Annotated in this window: 15 protein-coding genes; all 15 read right to left on the reverse strand. The window is 64.7% G+C overall.

The genetic code is table 11. The annotated features are described in order from the left end of the window. Nucleotides 1-158: 158 nt before the first annotated feature. A complete protein-coding gene (locus ABEA50_RS03300) occupies nt 159-629 on the reverse strand; it encodes a hypothetical protein (protein ID WP_345493490.1) in 471 nt (156 codons plus the stop codon). A 383-nt stretch (nt 630-1,012) separates the two neighbouring features. Beyond that, a complete protein-coding gene (locus ABEA50_RS03305) occupies nt 1,013-1,843 on the reverse strand; it encodes a hypothetical protein (protein ID WP_345493491.1) in 831 nt (276 codons plus the stop codon). A 29-nt stretch (nt 1,844-1,872) separates the two neighbouring features. Next, nucleotides 1,873-3,114, reverse strand: coding sequence for an MCE family protein (locus ABEA50_RS03310; RefSeq protein WP_345493492.1), 1,242 nt, complete (start codon nt 3,112-3,114; stop codon nt 1,873-1,875). Further along, complete coding sequence (locus ABEA50_RS03315; protein ID WP_345493493.1) at nt 3,111-4,382, reverse strand: MCE family protein; 1,272 nt, start codon at nt 4,380-4,382, stop codon at nt 3,111-3,113. The genes ABEA50_RS03310 and ABEA50_RS03315 overlap by 4 nt, the downstream gene beginning before the upstream one ends. Then, nucleotides 4,379-5,899, reverse strand: a complete 1,521-nt coding sequence (locus tag ABEA50_RS03320; protein WP_345493495.1) for an MCE family protein — start codon at nt 5,897-5,899, stop codon at nt 4,379-4,381. The genes ABEA50_RS03315 and ABEA50_RS03320 overlap by 4 nt, the downstream gene beginning before the upstream one ends. 1 nt (nt 5,900) lies before the next feature. Continuing rightward, nucleotides 5,901-6,911 carry an MCE family protein gene (locus ABEA50_RS03325; protein ID WP_345493496.1) on the reverse strand — a complete coding sequence of 337 codons (1,011 nt, stop codon included), beginning with the start codon at nt 6,909-6,911 and terminating at the stop codon, nt 5,901-5,903. Then, entirely contained in the window at nt 6,911-7,987 is a 1,077-nt protein-coding gene (locus tag ABEA50_RS03330) for an MCE family protein (RefSeq protein ID WP_345493497.1), read from the reverse strand. Before ABEA50_RS03330 ends, ABEA50_RS03325 begins: the two co-directional genes overlap by 1 nt. Further along, nucleotides 7,984-9,336, reverse strand: a complete 1,353-nt coding sequence (locus ABEA50_RS03335; protein WP_345493498.1) for an MCE family protein — start codon at nt 9,334-9,336, stop codon at nt 7,984-7,986. Before ABEA50_RS03335 ends, ABEA50_RS03330 begins: the two co-directional genes overlap by 4 nt. 22 nt (nt 9,337-9,358) lie before the next feature. Next, nucleotides 9,359-10,225, reverse strand: coding sequence for an MlaE family ABC transporter permease (locus ABEA50_RS03340; protein WP_345493499.1), 867 nt, complete (start codon nt 10,223-10,225; stop codon nt 9,359-9,361). 4 nt (nt 10,226-10,229) lie between these two features. Then, nucleotides 10,230-11,024 carry an MlaE family ABC transporter permease gene (locus tag ABEA50_RS03345; protein ID WP_345493500.1) on the reverse strand — a complete coding sequence of 265 codons (795 nt, stop codon included), beginning with the start codon at nt 11,022-11,024 and terminating at the stop codon, nt 10,230-10,232. Between the two features lie 11 nt (nt 11,025-11,035). Next, a complete protein-coding gene (locus ABEA50_RS03350) occupies nt 11,036-12,112 on the reverse strand; it encodes an ABC transporter ATP-binding protein (RefSeq protein ID WP_345494633.1) in 1,077 nt (358 codons plus the stop codon). 237 nt (nt 12,113-12,349) lie between these two features. Then, complete coding sequence (gene rplL / locus ABEA50_RS03355; RefSeq protein WP_345493501.1) at nt 12,350-12,730, reverse strand: 50S ribosomal protein L7/L12; 381 nt, start codon at nt 12,728-12,730, stop codon at nt 12,350-12,352. Nucleotides 12,731-12,795: 65 nt separating this feature from the next. After that, nucleotides 12,796-13,338, reverse strand: a complete 543-nt coding sequence (rplJ, locus tag ABEA50_RS03360) for a 50S ribosomal protein L10 (protein ID WP_345493503.1) — start codon at nt 13,336-13,338, stop codon at nt 12,796-12,798. Nucleotides 13,339-13,825: 487 nt separating this feature from the next. Next, complete coding sequence (locus ABEA50_RS03365; RefSeq protein WP_345493504.1) at nt 13,826-14,362, reverse strand: NADPH-dependent FMN reductase; 537 nt, start codon at nt 14,360-14,362, stop codon at nt 13,826-13,828. 219 nt (nt 14,363-14,581) lie between these two features. Next, nucleotides 14,582-15,295 (reverse strand): 50S ribosomal protein L1, encoded by a 714-nt coding sequence (rplA, locus tag ABEA50_RS03370; protein WP_345493505.1) that lies wholly within the window; start codon nt 15,293-15,295, stop codon nt 14,582-14,584. Nucleotide 15,296: the final 1 nt, after the last annotated feature.

Consider the following 15,296-nt stretch of genomic DNA (forward strand, 5'->3'; position numbering starts at 1 on the left):
GCCGCGCTGTGTTATCGCAGGGTCGCGCTAGCAAGATCATCCGTTGGGGGCGGCCACGATCCTCGATGGATTGTCGCCGAAACGACACCGTCACCAGCGGGTCGACGCCCGCGATGGGCGCGTGCGGGCGCGCCCCACCCGGTCGCGTACAACGCGCCTTACTGGTCGACGATGTCGCTGGCCAGCCAGTGTCCGTCCACCCGCTGCATGTGCAGCACCACGGGTCCCGCGACGCTCTGCTGTGCCACGCCGTCCTTGGTCGCGCTCACCACGAGATTGACCAACAGCTCCGCGCGGTCGCCGTCCAACAGCGTCACCGAGAGGGGATCGGCCTTCGCCTCGGCACTGGTCTGTGCCTGCTTCACCGCCGAAATGGTGGTCTCGGCGAACTTGTCGAGATCGGCGAGCATCTTCCCGGTGACCACCCCGCGCGCGGCGTCCCGATAGCCGTCGATGCTGTTGACGTCGTAGGCATAGATTGTGGTCAATGCGTGTTCGGCGGCCGCACGGACTTCCTGCGTCGCCCCGTTGTCCACATAGGCCTGATTCGACGCGTCCACGCCCGGTTTTCCCGCGGCGACGGCGGCGAAACCACCCAGCAACAGCGCGGCGATCAAGCAGCCGACCACGGCTCGCCAGGAGGAACGCCCCGACCGCGACTTGTCGGCTTTCTCGGACCGCTCGGCCTTCGGTGACTTCTCAGGCTTCCCCGGCTTCCCCGACTTCCCCGGCTTCCCCGGCTTCTCAGCCCTCCCCGATCTCCCGGACCTGCCGAGAACCCCGGATCCGAGCGAACCCACCTTTTGCTCGGCCCGGCGAAAGCCGTGGACCGCATCGACGGGCGCAGCGGTATCGGCTGTCGCCCCCGATGTGGACCCCGAGTAGCGCGACGCACCCGCCACCTTAGGCTTCCGGCTCGTGGTCCGGGTGGGCTGCTCGGCGCCCCCCGGCTTGCGCTTGGAGGTGACCCGGTTGACCGGTCTACGCGACGACGTCATGTGATCGGTACTCCTTACGAACCCGGTTGCGGTGCGGCGGGCTGCTGTTCGGGTGCTTGGTCGCTATCGGCGGGCGCCTGCGGCCCTTCCTGCGCTCCTGGCGCGGCCTGCGCGCCACCGCTCAACAGCACCGGCTGACCGAGCGAGGAGATCTGCTCGGCCTTCCAGATGTCGCCTTCCTTGGTGACGTCGATGTCCCAGGTGTAGCGATAGTCGGCGGGCGGCTTGTCCCTGCCCGTCTCGGTCACCTGCAACACCACCAGCGCCGAGGCCTTGTCCCGCTCGCTGTCGAGCGAGGTGAGACCGCCGCCGAGCACCTTGGCCTGCATGTTGGTGGCCGACTCGGTGGCCAGCTTCGCGGACTGGTCCTTGTTCTTGTTCGCCGAGTCCAGCAATGCCCCGGTCATCGAGGACCGCGCCAACGCGAGCGATCCGGGGACGTCGTCGACGTTCATCGAGGTCAGGTTCAACGCGGCTTGACGCGCGGCATCGAGCGCGGTGTCACGGGCATCCGCCCTCGGGCCGTCGGTGAACGCGGCACGCACCCATGCGGTGCCGAACCAGCCTGCGGCGACGAGCGCGAGAACCACCAGCACGATCGACGCGGCGAGCGCGATCCTGGCGAGCAGACTTCGACCCGGCTCGGGCTCTTGCTCCGACGCGGGTGGCTGCGCGAGCGACGGCGCCTCGGTGTCGGCAGACACGGTCTCGGCAGTGTCGGCAGATACGGTCTCGGCAAGCACCGTGTCGGAAGAAGTGGCGGCCGCACCGGAGGCTTCGGTGTCGGGATCGGGCGATTCCAGCGGCTGCGCCGCCTCGGCCTTCTTGCCAGTTTCTACGCTCACGCGACACACCCTAACGTCGTCGGTCCTGGTCACCGCTTCGGCGTAACCCCGAGCAGGGTGGCCATCTGTACGGCGATCGGATTCAGGTTCAACTTGTCCGGATCGGTTTTGGGGGTGGAGTCCCACGGCTGCACGACGGTGGGATCGGCGAGATCCGCACGCGCACCGCCGCGCACCGAGGTCGGATTACCGAACGGCACAGTACATTTGGCGTCTTTGTTGAACGGGAAGTCGTCGCGCGTGTCGTCGAAATCCGGGTTCTGCGCCTTCATCTGGTCGAGAATCTGCTGTGTCCCCTCGTAGCCGACCGTACAGGGGGGCGGGTTGTTGGTTTCCAGCACGAGACCGAAGTGCGTGGTCCCGTCGCCGGGAGCGGTCGAGGAGGCACCCACCGAAAGCCCAGGCAGCATCTGCAACAGCGGCCGCAGCGCGTAGAACTTCGGTGACGCCGCCTGCAATACCGCGCGCAGGTTCGTCAGATCCTGGGTCAGCGGCGCGCCGCTCTCGTCCAACAGCGCGCCGATCTGCTGACCGGCCTCGTTCCCCGTGCCGATCAAACGGCGAACATCCGGGTCGCTGGAACGCAATTGGGCGGTCAACTGGTTCAGACCGGCACTGAATTGCAGGATGGCGTCGGACTGTTCGGCCTGCGTGCCCAGGGCGACCCTGGCGTCACGGATCAGTCGAATGGTTTCCGGCAGTGTCTTGTCGAAGGTATCGGTGAACAGGTTCAGCGAGTCGATGAAGACCTGCAGATCGTCACCCTTGCCGTCGAGCGCCTTGCCCAGCTCCACCACCGTGGTGTTGAGCGCCTGCACGTCGACCGAACGGGTGAAAGTGTCGACGCTGCCGAGTAATTCCTCCACCGGCACCGGCGTCGTCGCCGAGGGGATCACCGAGTTCTCACTCAGGAACGGGCCCTGGTCGCTGTCGGGTTGGAGGTCGACGTACTGCTCACCGATCGCCGATCGGTTGGCGACCACGGCCTTCGCCGAGGCGGGAATGCGCGGCGCGCTGTTGTCGATCACCAGGTTCAACACCACACCGTCGTCGGTGAGCTCGGGAGCTCCCACTCGCCCGACCGGCACACCGCGGTAGCTCACCTCGGCACCCTTGTACACACCGCCGGTCTGGGCGGACTGCACCTTCACCGTGTACTGGTTGAAGCCGAGCAGGTGATCGAGGCGAATGTACTTGGCGCCCACGTACACCACGCCGAGCACCGCCACCAGGACGAACGCGATCAGCTGCCATCGAACCAGCCGGCTCATCGCCCACCACCCTCTTGTTGCGGCGTGATATCGATCCCGAACTGTTCGAGAACCCCACCCAGCGGATCCGACGGGCCACCCTGCGCCGGTGGCGGCGCGGGCAACGGCAAGACCGAAGACGGCAGCGGCAGCAGCGACACCGTCGGCCATCCCGGCCTCGGGCCGTTGCCGTTGTAGTACGGGTTGGTCGGATTCACCGGCACGGGCGGACCGACCGGCGGAATGTAGGTCGGATCCGGTTTGCCGACACCGAGATTGCTCAGCGTGGTACCGATCTCCAGATCCGCCGTCAACCAGGTGTTCACCTGCCCACCGAAGGCACTCTCCAACACGGCATCCGGGAACGGATAGGTGGGGATCAGCGGCGCCGCCGTCACCAGATCCGGTGCGGCCCTTCCCAATTCCTGCAAGGTCGGGCGCAGTGCGGTCAGGTCGCGAATCAGGTCGTCCTTCGAGGTGTTGAGCACATCGAAGCCCGCCTGACCAACGCGATCGAGCTGGGCGAGCAAGCCGATCAGCTGCGGACGCTGCTGCTGCAAGATCCTGATGCCTTGCGGCAGTTCATCCAGGATCTTGCCGATCTGTTCGGTCTGCCCACTCACCCGCGCGCTCAACGTCGCCAGGCCATCGATCGACCTCGTGATGTCGTCGACCTGGTCGTCGAGGCCCTTGACGAGGGTATCGGCCTGCTCCAACAGCGAACGCGTGCGATCCTCCCGACCACCGAGGGTCTTGTTCAGCTCCGAGATGATCGGCTGCAGCTGCGCGACGCCACCGCCGTTGAGCAATAACGACAACGCGCCGAGCACCTGCTCCACCTCGGTGGCGTGCCTGCTTCGGCTCAGCGGGATCACCGAACCGTTGGCGAGCTTGCCCTGCTCGGGTTCGGAGGTCGGCCTGGACAGCTCGATGAACTTCTCGCCGAGCAGATTCGACTGCCGCACCTCCGCGCGCGCGTTGGCGGGCAGTTGCACCGAGGAATTCACCAGGGTGCGCACCTGCGCGGTCCATTTGTCCGCGCCGAGCCCGATCGAATCCACCCGACCGACCGGAACACCGTCGACCTTCACCGCCGACTGCGGCACCAGATCGAGCACATCGTCGAACTCGATATCGACGTGCAGCGGTTGCGAACCGACGTTCGCACCACCGGGGAGCGGGACGCTGTAGATGCCGTCGGAAGCACACGAGCTGATCAGCGCACCGGTCAACGCCACCGCGAGCGCGGCGCCGACGCGGCGGGTGAACGAGGGGATTCGCACTCTCATCGTTGCCCTTCCTGCGACGGCGGCAGCTGGTTGGACGGCGTGCCGGGCACCGTTCCAGGAACCGGGGCCTGCTGCTGGTTCTCACCACTGAGGATGCCGAAGGGCAGGACCAACGTCGGGGTTTGCACGCCGGCGGTGAGCTGGTCGGTGATCTCCTTGCAGTGATCGAGCACCGGCCGCATCTGCTTGCCGAGTGCCTCGAATTGCGGGTCCCCCGGCCGCAATTTCGACACATCCAGCAACTTGCACACCACACCGAACGGGTCTTGCAAGTCGGTGAAGTTGGGCCGCATGTCCAGCGTTCCCGACTCGGCGTTGTGGATATTGATCAGGTTGCTCAGCGCGACGGGCAGCACCGGAAGCGCGGCGGCAAGATCATCGCGCTGATCGGCGAGCGTCTGGGTCAACGTGACGAGACTGTTGGCGTTTTGGGCTACCAGGCTGCGGTTCTGATCGATGAATCGCGCGACATCGCCCAGCGCCACCGACAGCAGATTCAGCGCCGCGCCAAGGTTCTGCCGTTCACCGGCGAGGAAGCTCGACAGATCGGCGAGCTGGGTGTTGAAGTCGCGCACCTGCTGATCGTTGCGCGCCAACATGCTCACGAACGTTTGCAGGTTCTTCACCGTGTCGAAGATGTCGCCGCGACTATCGGAGAGGTATCTCGTCGCCTTCGACAGCTGAGTCAAGCTGTTGGCCAACGCTTCTCCGTTGCCGGCGAGGTTCGCCGCACCGGTACGCACCAGGTCGTTGACGGCACCGTCGGCATTGGCGCCATTGGGGCCCAACGCCTTCGACAGGTCGGTGATGCTGGCGTACAGCTGGTCGACCTCCACCGGCGTGGCGGTGCGCTCGCGCGGGATCGTCGCGGTGCGCGCCATCTTCTCGCCGCCGTTGTAGACCGGGGTGAGCTGGATGTAGCGGTCGGACACGATCGAGGGCGTGATCTGCACGGCGCGCGCGTCGGCGGGCACGTCGTAACTACGGTCCAGACTCAGCACCACCTTGACCTGGTCACCCAGCGGCTGCACCGAATCGACCGAACCGACCGGAACACCGAGCACGCGCACGTCCGAGCCCTGGTAAATGCCGACCGAACGATCGAAGTACGCGGTGATCGTCGTGGTGTTGAGTCGATCGAAGACCCACCAGAGCACTCCGGCCACCACGACGGCACCGATCACCACCAGGGAGACAAAGATCTTGGTGATCCGATTCCAGCGCAACGGCGCGAAGCCGTGCTCGTCGGGTTCCTGATCGCCGGACTGCTCGGGCGCCTCCGCATCGACGTGCTCGAACTGCTCGGTCGGCTCGTTCGATGGATCGGCATCGGTCCGCTCGGCGTCGATCTGCTCGAATTGCTCGGTCGGCTCGTTCGATGGGTCGGCACCGGACTGCTCGTCCGGTGGCCGCGCAGCTGCCGAGGCGTTCGGCAGATCGGCCTCGGTCCGCTCGTTCGGCAGATCCGAACCTGTCGGCTCGTTGTTCTTCTTACGCCCGAATCCGAAGCGCGCCATGTCAGTTACCTCCCATGGTGCGCGAGGGTGGCCGATTACCGGGAATCTCCGGCAACGCGGGCGGGATCAGGTTGGTGATCACCGCGTCGAACCAACGACCGTTACCGGTCACATTCGCGTAGAGGCCATAGAAGGGCGCCGCCAACTCGAGCGTCCTGGAAATGTTCTGCTGGTTCTGGTTGAGCAGGTCGATCGCGCCGCGCAGGTTGGTCAACGCGGGCCCCATCTGTTCCTCGTTGTCGTGTACCAGTGCGCTCAACTCACGCGAGACCGTCTGAGCTCCCGTCAACAACTGCTTGATCGACTGCTGGCGAATGTTCAGCTCCGCCAACAGCTGACCTCCGGAGCTGAGCAACCGCTCGAACTCGGCATTCCGGTCGGCGAGCACCTTGGTGGTCTGTTTGGTCGCGGCGAACAACTTCTTCAATTCCTGGTCCCGCTTGGCCACGGTGTTCGACAGCCGCGCGACTCCGTCGATCGAGGCACGGATCTCCGGCGGGGTCGTCTCGAACGCCTCCGAGAGCACCCGCATGCTGTCGGCCAACTGCGTGGTGTCGATGTCGTCGATGGTCCGTGCCGCATCCGAGAACGCGTCGATGACGTCGTAAGGGGCAACGGTGTGCGACAACGGAATCCGCTGACCGGGATCGGCGGGGTCGCTGCCCTTCGGATCGAGCGCAAGATACTTCTTGCCCAGCACGGTCTTGATCTGGATCGACGCGGTGGTGTCGTCGCCGATCCACGCGTCCTTGGTGCGGAAATCCACCAGCACCTTGTTTCCTTCGAGGCGCACGTCGGAAACCGCGCCCACCTTGACACCCGCGATACGCACCTCGTCGGCCTTCTTCAGCCCTGCGGCCTCAGAAAATTCGGCGGTGTACTTGGTGCTCGCACCGATGATCGGGAGACGATCGACGAAGAACGCCGACACCGTCACCAGCAGCACGATGGCCAGACCGAGCGCCCCGAGAAACTGCGGACTGCGCTTGCCGAGCAAAACCCTGTCGTTCATCAGCGCGCCTTCCCACTGCACCGCGGGGCGGGGTTGGTGTAGAGCGGCTGATTGATCGTCGGCAGCGCGGCGGGGAGGTTGAGCTGCGGTGCGTCCTGCGCACCCGGCCCTGCCACGAGATCGATACCGCACAGGTAGAACTGGAACCAGGAGCCGTAACTACCTGCCCTGCCGAGCTTCTCCATCTTGTTCGGCAGGTTCTGCAACGTCTGGTTCACCTCGTCCGAACGGTCGACGAGGGTGCCGGTCAACTGGCTCAACCCGGCGATCGAACCCTGCAGGGTCGGCCGAGTCGGCACGAGCAGATCGGCGGTGGCCGAGGTCAGGTCGGCCAGCGAACTCACCGAACGTCCGATGGTGTCGCGGTCCTGGGACAACCCACTGACCAACGCCTCGGTGTTCACGATGAGCTGGTCGAACTGGTCCGAGCGCTTGTTGACCGTGTCGAGCACGCTGGTGAGGTTGCGCACCAGTTCACCGATCACCGCATCCTTGTCGGCCACCCTGTTGGTCAGGTCGGCGGTGGTGGACACCAGGTCGTGGATCGTGCCCTGCTCACCCTGGAACACCTGGATGATCTCGGCCGAGAGCTTGTTCACATCGTCGGCGCTGAGCGTGCGGAACAACGGACGGAAACCGTTGAACAGAGTGGTGAGGTTCAGCGCGGGATGTGTCTGCTCCACCGGGATGGTGTCACCCTTGTTCAGTCGCAGCCCCTGCTCGCCGCTGCCCTGCTCCAAGGCGATGTAGCGCTGGCCGACCAGGTTTCGGTATTTGATCGTCGCCGTGGTCGAGGCGGGCAGCCAATCGCGGTCGGTCAGCTCGAATTCCACCTCGGCCATCCGCTTGTCCACGATCGACACCTCGGTCACCTTGCCGATCCGCACACCGGCGACGCGTATCTCGTCACCCTTGTTCAGCGAGGTGACGTCGGTGAAGCGGGCGCGGAAACTCGTGCCTCCGCCGCTGTAGTTGGCAATGGAAAGGCCGAGCATCGTCGTGAGGAACAGCGTGACGACCACGAAGATCACCAGTTTGGTCAGCGTCGAGCCGAGACCGTCGAAGTACTTTCTCATCGCACGCTCACCTCGCTGCCGCGAAACGCGGGCGCACCGGCCATGGTGACCCATCCGGGCACCTCTCCCGGCGAGATCCCCTGTGCCGCACCGTAGATCGCGCCGAGCGATTGCTGCTCCGCCGGCGACCCCGCGATGGTCGCGACCGCACCCGCCGGGTACACGCCGAACTGCGGCGGGCTCAGCTTGCCGATCTCCTGATCACCGGGATTGCGGGTGGGTGGCTGGTAGGAGCCGTCGTTGATGGAACCACCGGGATACTGGCCGGGGTCGACACCCAACGGCGCCTCGGGAACACACCACGGCCCCCTGGTATCCAGAAAGCGCGGCTCGTCCTGGTTGGGCAGATACCTGCCGCGGGTGTTGGTCAGTTCGATATTCACCCTGGTACCGGGCCGGTCGGTGCCCTTGCCGAACAGTTCATCGATCCGCGGCTTCATCTTCGCGAAGTTCGCCAACGCGCAGGCATAACTGGGCGAGTAGGTCGCGAGCAGTTCCAGCGCGGGCCGCGAGTCGGCGGCGATATCGATGATGTTGTCCCGGTTGGCCGTGAGGAAATCGGCCGTACTCGAGGCGGTGGGTGTGAGCACCGCGTACAACGCGTCGATGTCGGTTTTGCGCTGCACGATCGTCGCGTTGGTGGTGCGGAGGTTGTCGAAGGCCTCGATCAACTGCGGCGCGGCCTCGGAATAGGTGGCCGCCACATCGGCGAAGCTGCGTAGGTCCTCTTGTAGGTCCGGCATCACGCCGTTGACCTCGTGAAAGATCCTGTCCAACTTGTCGATACTCGCACCGAGCGCCTCACCACGGCCCGATAGCGCCTGCGACAACGCCCCCAGCGTCGCGGCGAGATCCTGCGGCGGAATCGCCTGCAGCAACGGCAGCACGTCATCGAGCAGCCTGCTCACTTCGATCGCGTTGCCGCTGGTGTCCTGATACAGCGTCACACCGTTGGTGAGCGAGGTGTCGACCCGATCCCGCGGGATCATCAGCGCCACATACCGTTCACCGAACAGCGTCTTGGGGAGCAACCGCGCGGTGGCGTTCGACGGAATCTGGTCGGCCTTGTCCGGTTGAATCGCCAAATGCAGGGTTACCCGCCCGTCCTGCGAGGAACTCGAACGCACCTCACCCACCGGGACGCCGCGCACCTTCACATCGGCGTTGCGGGTCAACGAGTTGCCCACGCTGTCGGTAATCAGATCCACGTCGACGGTCTTGACGAACTGCTTGTTGTAGATCGCGATGGTCGACCACAGAAACAAGGCGGCGACCACGAAGAAAACGATCCCCATCACTCGGATTCGCGCCTTTTCGGTCGAGCGCCACAACTGCACTCCACGGCTCATGACAGTGCCTCGCCCCGCCCGCTCATCCCGCCACTCGCACGGTGGTCGAGGTGCCCCAAATCGCCAGGCTGAGGAAGAAATCGAGCACGTTCACCAGCACGATCGCCGCGCGCACCGCGCGACCGACGGCGAGTCCGACGCCAGCGGGACCGCCGGTGGCGGTGAACCCGTAATAGCAATGCACCATGATGATCACGAACGCGAAGATCAACACCTTGAGGAACGAATAGAGCACGTCCTCGGGTGGTAGGAACAGGCTGAAATAGTGGTCGTAGGACCCGCTGGATTGCCCGTTGAACCAGATACTGATCAGGCGCGAGGCGACGAAGGTGCCGAGCAGACCCACCACGTACAGCGGAATCACCGCGACGAATCCGGCGATAACCCGCGTGGTCACCAGGAACGGGATCCCCGGCACAGCCATCACTTCCAGCGCGTCGATCTCCTCGGAGATTCGCATCGCACCCAACTGCGCGGTGAAACCACACCCCACCGTCGCCGACAACGCCAGCGCGGCAACCAGTGGCGCGATCTCGCGGGTGTTGATGTAGGCGGTGAGGAAGCCGGTGAGCACCGAACTACCCAGCGAGTCGAGCGCTTTGAAGCCCTGCAAGCCGACGACGACACCGACCGAGCCGGACATGAAGATGATCACGCCGATCGTGCCACCGATCACAGCAAGCGCACCGCTACCGAAGGTCACCTCGGCGAGCAGCCGGGTGACCTCCTTGCGGTAGTGCACGGCGGTACGCGGAATCCATGCGATCGCACGCGAATAGAACAACATTTGCTCGCCCGCGCGGTCGACGACGCGCACCGGAACCCGGGCGACGTCGTTCGCTCTGCGCAGGGTCTTCGCCACCAGCGGGTTGCGATAGGAGGTTGCCATCGACTCACGCACCCTTGGCTGGGACGACCTGCAGATACACCAGCGTCATCACGAGATTCACAAAGAACAGGACCAGGAACGTGATCACCACCGACTGGTTCACCGCTTCGCCGACACCCTTCGGGCCGCCTTTGGGATGCAAACCCTTGTAGGCGGCGATAACCCCGGCGATCAGACCGAACACGAGCGCCTTCAGCTCACCCACCCACAGGTCCGGGAGCTGGGCCAACGCGGAGAACGACGAGAGATAGGCGCCTGGCGTTCCGCCCTGCAACAGCACATTGAAGAAGTACCCGCCCGCGATACCCACCACGGAGACAAGGCCGTTGAGCAGCAGCGCCACCAGCGTCATGCCGAGCACGCGCGGAACAACCAGCTTCTGAATCGGATCGACGCCGAGCACCTCGAGCGCGTCGATCTCCTCACGGATGGTGCGTGAGCCGAGATCGGCGGCGACCGCCGACCCCGCCGCACCGGCGATGATCAACGAGGTCACCACCGGCGCCGCTTGCTGGACGGTAGCGAGCACACTTGTTGCGCCCGTGAAGGATTCAGCTCCGAGTTGCTTGATCAGCGAACCGGTTTGCAACGCGACAACCGCGCCGAACGGGATCGCGACCAATGCGCTTGGCAGGATCGACACACTTGCGATGAACCAGGTTTGCTGGATGAACTCTCGCCATTCGAACGGCGGACGGAAAGCTTTACGCAAAACGTCGACGAACAGCGCAAATATGTTGCCTGCCTGGGCAAAAGCCGACTCCAGTGGAGTGCGTATCCGCGCCAGGGTTTGGGTCACGGATGCAGATGTTACCCGTTAGTTGTGTTGTGTCTAACCGTCGTGTCGTACGCGCCGCCTTCGTAACTGGCCAAGTCGGCATTGTTATAAGCCAAGACCTGCGTGTCGTCGTTTTCGGCGAGTGATTCGCGGATCGCGACCTGCGCGGCGTGCGGCAGGGTGTGCATGGTCTCGCGGACGCGTTCCTTGCGACGAGCGACGGCCTGGCGGTACGGCATTCCCGGGGTGGCCCGCATCTGCGGAATGATGCCCTCGATTTCCTGACCACTACCGTCGTGGTGACCAGCTTCGAACATCGCCTGCTCGCGCGCCGCCTGCGCTTCGTCCTTCTCCTCGGACATGCCGATCGGGCCCTGCATGCTGCCGTTGAGGAACTGCTTGACCACCGGCTCCTCGCTGGTGAGCAGCACCTCGCGCGGGCCGAACATCACCAGCTGCCGACGGAAGAGCATGCCGATGTTGTCGGGCACGGTGCGCGCCAGGTTGATGTTGTGCGTCACGATCAAGATCGTCGCGTCGATCTGCGCGTTGATATCGATCAACAACTGGCTGATGTAGGAGGTACGTACCGGGTCGAGGCCGGAGTCCGGCTCGTCGACGAGAATGATTTGTGGGTCGAGAACCAGGGCGCGCGCAAGTCCCGCACGTTTACGCATACCGCCGGAGATCTCGCCGGGGAGCTTGTCTTCGGCGCCGAGCAGACCCGTCAGGTCCAGCTTCTCCATGACGATCTTGCGGATATCGGATTCCGACTTCTTCGTGTGCTCGCGCAGTGGGAACGCCACATTATCGAAGAGGTTCATCGAGCCGAACAGCGCGCCATCCTGAAACAGCACACCGAACAGCTTGCGGATCTCGTAGAGATCCTTGTTGGAGCACGTGACAATGTTGGTGCCGTCGACATAGATCGCGCCCCGCTCCGGGCGCAACAGACCGATCAACGACTTCAAGAAGACGGATTTACCCGTACCCGAAGGACCGAGCAGTGCGCTGACCTCTCCCGGCGGCAAGGTCAGTGAAACGTCTTGCCAAATACGCTGTGAACCAAAGGACTTGGTTACACCCTCGGTCCTGACCTCGACGCCCACGCCAACCTCCACATTTCTCAGCGAGCAACCCACCGGCTCCTCGCGCACTCGGTCTTGCCGCAAATCGCATCACAGTGGGTTCGGTCACTGTATCCCATGATCGAGACGGGGCACACCTTTATCTGACCGAACGGTAACCCCGATTTCTTGGGAAATACCACTATCCGACTGCCCTGAACAGCGAAACGGACGGTCCCCCACGGGGAACCGTCCGTCGCACGAACTCGGTCGTCGAAATTACTTGACCGAAACCTTGGCGCCAGCCTCTTCGAGCTTGGTCTTGGCGGCCTCGGCGGCGTCCTTGGCGATCTTCTCCAGGATCGGCTTCGGGGCACCCTCGACCAGGTCCTTGGCTTCCTTCAGGCCCAGGCCCGACACCAGCTCGCGGACCACCTTGATGACCTGGATCTTCTTGTCGCCCGCGCTCTCGAGCACGACATCGAACTCGTCCTGCTCTTCGGCGGCCTCGGCCGGAGCGGCAGCGCCACCCGCGGCGGCGACGGCGACCGGAGCAGCGGCGGTGACCTCGAACTTGTCCTCGAACTTCTTGACGAAGTCCGACAGCTCGAGCAGGGTCATGCTGCCGAAGGTCTCCAGCAGTTCGTCAACGTTGGCCATGATGTTGTTCCTTTCGGTAGGTGTTGGCTATGGGGGCGAGCCGCACGCGATTGCCCCGCATGGGGTTATTCCGCGGCAGCTTCGCTACCGGATTCGGCCTGCTTCTTTTCCTGCAGCGCCGCGGCGAGGCGGGCCACCTGGGAAGCGGGCGCGTTGAACAGCGCGGCAGCCTTGCTCAGGTTGCCCTTCATCGCGCCGGCCAGCTTGGCAAGCAGCACCTCACGCGACTCGAGGTCGGCAATGCGCTCGACCTCGGAAACGGACAGCGGCGCACCGTCCATGTAGCCGCCCTTGATCACGAGGGACTTGTGGTCCTTCGCGAACGTCTTGAGCGCCTTGGCCGCGTTCACCGGCTCGCCACTGACGAAGGTGATCGCGGTGGGACCGACGAACAGCTCGTCGAGGCCCTCCACGCCCGCCTCGGCGGCAGCACGCTTGACCAGGGTGTTCTTGGCGACGGAGTACGTGGCGTCGGCGCCGAGCGCGCGTCGCAGCTGGGTCAGGTTACCGACGGAAAGACCACGGTATTCCGTGATCACAGTGGCCGTCGAGCTCTTGAACTGCTCCGCGATCTCTTCCACCGCGGTGACCTTCTCGGGTTTTGCCATGCTTCGCCTCCTCTCTGATGTCGGTTCATAAACGGACTACCGACAGGAGGCTGGCGAAAAGACTGACGCCCCGGACGCAGGGCGTTCCGGGGCGCACAAGAGACAATTCGGGATAACCCGAATCGCATCCCGACCTCGGCTCTCCCTGCGTGGGCCGCCGGCATTGTGCCGGACCTTCGACCGAACCCCTAGAGGAACGGCGACCAACGGTCTTCGGTAGAACGGATTGGGTAGCGATCGAACAAGTCGATGACTGATGACCACTATAACTTGGACCGGTACCGCGCACCAAAACGGCCCCCCGCTGGTCCGCAGCGCGATCACCCGGAAGCGGACTACCGCGACATCGGCCCGCGAGAACCGCATCGCCGCGCCGGCGAATACGGTCGACGAACGAACGCCGTGGACGTGAATTCCTCGCTCGCCGCGAGCTTGGCACAGCGCCGCCGAGTAGGCGAGCCTGCCGCCGCGACCGAGCGGGTTCTCCTCAACCGACGACCCGAACCGACTGCCGCACAAGCTTATTCAATGCCGCAAGGGCACCGGTTCGAAACTCCGTCGATGTCACGAGCCCGTCGTCGCCGATGCCATCGCGCGGCACGGGAAGTCGAGGACAATTTTCGCGATCGACCTCCGCGCCGACATACCCGAGCACCATCGACAGCGTCGCGATTGCGCCCTCGCCACGTCCCGGCGCCGCGACGGTGATCCACGCGGCCGGCTTGCCGTAGAGGTCGCCGGTGCCCACCGTCCAGTCCAACAAGTTCTTCAGGCTGCCCGGCAGGGTTCCCGCGTACTCCGGAGTGCACAACAGCACGGCGTCTGCCCACGAAAGCCGTTCACGCAAGGCGATAACCGCAGCGGGTAGGTTGTCTTCACCGGGGATGAAAGCGGGCAGATCGACCAACCCGTCGTAGTGCTCGACCTCGATACCGGGGGGCGCGAGTATCCCGACGGTCCGTAGTGCGGCGGAGTTGGTCGAGGCAGCCCTGGTGCTCCCCGAGATCAGCAAGACGGTCGTCACCTCGGGACCAACGCCGTGCCTCCCCGTAATAGTCCGAGCACGGACGCACGGACGCACGGACGCACGGACGCACGGACGCACGGACGCACGGACGCACGGACGCACGGACGCACGGACGCACGGACGCACGGACGAGCACACCATGTGTGTGAAAGCCGAACGGCGGGGACGCTGTTCGCGTCCCCGCCGTTCGGTGGTTCGTACTTACCCAGGTACTGCTTACGCGTCCTCGTCCAAGAGGTTGCGGGTGCGGTTCGGGTCCACCGGGATGCCCGGTCCGGTGTTCGTCGAGACCGTCACCTTCTTCACGTAGCGGCCCTTGGCCGTCGAAGGCTTCACACGCAGGATCTCATCCAGCGCCGCGCCGTAGTTCTCCACCAGCTTGGCGTCGTCGAACGAGGCCTTGCCGATGACGAAGTGCAGGTTGGCCTGCTTGTCGACGCGGAAATTGATCTTGCCGCCCTTGATGTCCGCGACGGCCTTGGTCACATCGGTGGTGACCGTGCCCGTCTTCGGGTTAGGCATCAGGCCACGCGGTCCGAGGACACGCGCGATCCGGCCGACCTTGGCCATCTGGTCCGGGGTGGCGATCGCGGCGTCGAAATCCAGCCAGCCGCCCTGGATGCGCTCGATCAGATCCTCGGCGCCAACGACATCCGCGCCCGCGGCCTCGGCCTCGGCGGCCTTCTCACCGGCGGCGAACACGATGACACGCGCGGTCTTACCGGTGCCGTGCGGCAGGTTGACGGTGCCGCGCACCATCTGGTCGGCCTTGCGGGGGTCAACGCCCAGCCGCACCGCGACCTCGACGGTCGCGTCGGTCTTGGTGCTGGAAGTGTCCTTGGCCAGCCGCGTCGCCGACAGCGGCGAGTACAGCCGATCGCGGTCGACCTTCTCGGCCGCGGCGAGATACGCCTTGCTTCGTTTTGCCATG

Origin of the sequence: Nocardia callitridis (genome assembly GCF_039543305.1) — a bacterium.
GTDB classification, from domain to species: domain Bacteria; phylum Actinomycetota; class Actinomycetes; order Mycobacteriales; family Mycobacteriaceae; genus Nocardia; species Nocardia callitridis.